The organism is Psychroserpens sp., from assembly GCF_045105015.1.
In the GTDB taxonomy this organism is placed as follows: Bacteria; Bacteroidota; Bacteroidia; order Flavobacteriales; family Flavobacteriaceae; genus Psychroserpens.
The window spans coordinates 1-3,564 of record NZ_JBGCCX010000119.1 but is presented as its reverse complement, the minus strand read 5'-3'; the positions used below and the strand labels follow the sequence as shown (position 1 = coordinate 3,564).

The following is a 3,564-nucleotide window of genomic DNA, read 5'->3' as shown; positions in this document are numbered from 1 at the left end:
TCAGAAGCTTCCATAGCTTTAGTTAATAATGTATTTTTTACTACATTTAATTTTACGTTAGCTTTAAAACAAGCACGACGTAAATCTGAAGTGTTACCTGCATTTAATCCAGATATATCAGCTAGATAAATATTAGTATTATCTGCTAACTGAGCAGTTAACTCTTCAATTACTTGTGATTTTTCTTCTCTTGTCATAATAATAAAGATTTAACTACTTATGCGAATTTAACATCAATTGCAATACTTGGACTCATAGTGCTAGACATGAAAATACTTTTCATGTAAACACCTTTAGATGCAGTTGGTTTTAGTTTGTTTAAAGTGGTTAACAATTCCATTGCGTTGTCCTGTAATTTATCAGCACTAAAAGATGCTTTACCAATAGGAGCATGTACAATTCCTGTTTTATCAACTTTAAAATCTATTTTACCAGCTTTAACTTCAGACACTGCTTTAGCAACGTCCATAGTAACTGTACCTGTTTTTGGATTTGGCATTAGACCTCTTGGACCTAACACTCTACCTAAAGGACCTAGTTTACCCATGATAGCTGGCATAGTAACGATAACGTCAACATCTGTCCAACCACCTTTAATTTTTTCAAGGTATTCATCTAATCCTACATAATCAGCTCCAGCAGCTTTAGCTTCTTCCTCTTTATCTGGAGTTACTAATGCTAGAACTTTCATATCTTTACCTGTACCATGAGGTAGTGAAACCACTCCTCTTACCATTTGATTTGCTTTACGAGGATCAACTCCAAGTCTAACTGCTAAATCAACAGATGCATCAAATTTTGTATAGGTAATCTCTTTTAATAATGCTGAAGCCTCTTCGATAGAATATAATTTATTCTTCTCAACTTTAGCTATAGCTTCTTTTCTCTTTTTTGTTATTCTTGCCATTTCAAAAAATTTTAGTTAGGTGCTTCACCACCTTTAACTGTGATACCCATTGATCTTGCAGTACCTGCAACCATTTTCATAGCTGACCCGATTTCAAATGCATTTAAATCTTGCATTTTGTCTTCTGCGATTGCTTTGACTTGATCCCAAGTTACTTTTGCAACTTTCTTTCTGTTCGGTTCTCCAGATCCTTTCTTTACTTTGGCCGCTTCTAATAATTGTACCGCTGCAGGAGGTGTTTTAATCACGAAATCAAAAGACTTGTCTTTGTAAACAGATATAACAACTGGTAGAACTTTACCAGGCTTATCCTGAGTTCTAGCGTTGAATTGCTTACAAAATTCCATGATATTAACTCCAGCAGCACCTAAAGCGGGTCCAACCGGTGGCGACGGATTCGCTGCACCTCCCCGAACTTGTAATTTAACTACTTTACCTAATTCTTTTGCCATTTTACTTAATTTAGTTTTGCATATCTTTTATTTTGGAAGCTAAAAGACAATACTATCTCTATTGTAACAATTATTATACTTTTTCAACTTGCATATAACTTAATTCTAACGGTGTTTTTCTTCCGAAAATCTTAACCATCACTTCGAGTTTACGCTTCTCTTCATTTATTTTTTCGATTGTACCATCAAATCCATTAAAAGGCCCATCAATAACTTTTACAGTTTCACCCATTGTGAAAGGTATAGCTACATTAACATCTGTGTCAACTGATAACTCATCAACCTTACCTAACATTCTGTTAACTTCAGATTGTCTTAATGGAACAGGATCACCACCTTTAGTTTCACCTAAGAAACCAATAACATTGGTTATAGATTTGATAATATGAGGAATCTCTCCACTTAAGTTTGCCTGAATCATTATGTAACCAGGAAAATAAACACGTTCCTTATTAATTTTCTTTCCGTTACGAATTTGTATTACTTTTTCGGTAGGAACTAATACCTGATCAACATAATCCTCTAAACCTAACCTAGAAATTTCATTTTCTATATAAGCTTTAATTTTGTTTTCTTGACCGCTTACAGCTCTAACTACGTACCATTTTTTATTTGAAATTGTCTCAGACATTCTTCTTTACTTTTTTAGTTAGTTTTTAGTTAAATCAAGTCAAAATAAGCCTTGATAACTTTACTGAAAACAGTATCAACTCCCCAAATAGCTAATGAAAAAATTATTGAAAACACAGCCACTAAAATAGTCAAGCTTTGCGCTTCAGACCAAGCCGGCCAAGTCACATTGTTTTTTAATTCTTCAAAAGATTCTTTAATATAATTTGCTATTCCTGCCATTTGATTTTCTATTTGCACGGGTTGAGAGACTCGAACTCCCGACACCTGGTTTTGGAGACCAGTGCTCTACCAACTGAGCTAAACCCGTAAATATAAATCAAGGCATTCGCCTTAGACGAACACCTTAATTCATATTTATTATGATATAATTATTAATCTAATATCTCAGTAACCTGACCTGCACCTACTGTTCTACCTCCTTCACGAATTGCAAAACGTAATCCTACATTCATTGCAATTGGCTGAATTAAATCAACAGTAATTGTAAGGTTATCTCCAGGCATTACCATTTCAACTCCATCAGGAAGCGCAATGTTTCCAGTTACGTCAGTTGTACGAACGTAAAACTGTGGACGGTAGTTATTATGGAATGGAGTATGACGTCCACCTTCTTCTTTTTTAAGGATATAAACCTCAGCTTTGAATTTAGAGTGTGGAGTTACTGAACCAGGTTATGTAATAACCATACCTCTAGAAATTTGAGATTTCTCTATACCTCTTAATAAAATACCTGCATTATCTCCTGCCTCACCTCTATCAAGGATTTGACGGAACATTTCAATTCCAGTAATAGTAGATGTTAATTTCTCAGCACCCATACCAATAATCTCAACTGGATCACCTGTATTTGCAACACCAGTTTCGATACGACCTGTAGCAACAGTTCCACGACCTGTAATTGAGAATACATCTTCAATTGGCATTAAGAAAGGCTTATCCATATCACGTACTGGCTCTTCAATCCAGCTGTCTACAGCTGCCATTAATTCCATTACAGTATCAACCCATTTCTGCTCACCGTTAAGTGCTCCTAAAGCTGAACCAGCAATCACAGGACCATTATCTCCATCATATTCATAGAATGATAATAAATCTCTGATTTCCATTTCAACTAATTCTAGTAATTCTTCATCATCTACCATGTCTACTTTATTCAAGAAAACAACAATACGAGGAATCCCTACCTGACGTCCTAAAAGGATGTGCTCACGAGTTTGTGGCATTGGTCCGTCTGTAGCAGCTACTACTAAAATAGCACCATCCATTTGAGCCGCACCAGTAACCATGTTCTTTACGTAATCGGCGTGACCTGGACAGTCAACGTGAGCGTAATGACGATTCTCAGTTGCATACTCAACGTGAGAAGTATTAATTGTTATACCTCTTTCTTTTTCCTCAGGTGCATTATCAATTTGATCGAAATCTCTTGCCTCTGATAAACCTGCATCAGCTAATACTTTAGTAATAGCAGCAGTTAAAGTTGTTTTACCGTGATCTACGTGTCCAATAGTACCTATGTTAAGGTGTGGTTTTGAACGATCGAAAGTTGCCTTTGCCATGTTTAATTTATTT

General features: G+C 35.6%; 5 protein-coding genes, 1 tRNA gene and 1 pseudogene. All 7 read right to left on the bottom strand.

All coding sequences use genetic code 11. The features are described from left to right. The coding region (rplJ, locus tag AB8B90_RS09030) for a 50S ribosomal protein L10 (protein WP_405335920.1) at positions 1-197 on the bottom strand (197 nt) is incomplete at its 3' end. A 20-nt stretch (positions 198-217) separates the two neighbouring features. Then, complete coding sequence (rplA, locus tag AB8B90_RS09025) at positions 218-907, bottom strand: 50S ribosomal protein L1 (protein WP_405335917.1); 690 nt, start codon at positions 905-907, stop codon at positions 218-220. An 11-nt stretch (positions 908-918) separates the two neighbouring features. Then, positions 919-1,359 carry a 50S ribosomal protein L11 gene (gene rplK / locus AB8B90_RS09020; RefSeq protein ID WP_040251409.1) on the bottom strand — a complete coding sequence of 147 codons (441 nt, stop codon included), beginning with the start codon at positions 1,357-1,359 and terminating at the stop codon, positions 919-921. 73 nt (positions 1,360-1,432) lie between these two features. Further along, positions 1,433-1,990, bottom strand: coding sequence for a transcription termination/antitermination protein NusG (gene nusG, locus AB8B90_RS09015; protein ID WP_405335914.1), 558 nt, complete (start codon positions 1,988-1,990; stop codon positions 1,433-1,435). Positions 1,991-2,019: 29 nt separating this feature from the next. Beyond that, positions 2,020-2,211, bottom strand: a complete 192-nt coding sequence (gene secE / locus AB8B90_RS09010) for a preprotein translocase subunit SecE (protein ID WP_405335911.1) — start codon at positions 2,209-2,211, stop codon at positions 2,020-2,022. Between the two features lie 15 nt (positions 2,212-2,226). After that, positions 2,227-2,299, bottom strand: a tRNA-Trp gene (locus AB8B90_RS09005). 64 nt (positions 2,300-2,363) lie between these two features. Further along, positions 2,364-3,551: pseudogene (tuf, locus tag AB8B90_RS09000) on the bottom strand (elongation factor Tu). Between the last annotated feature and the right edge of the window lie 13 nt (positions 3,552-3,564).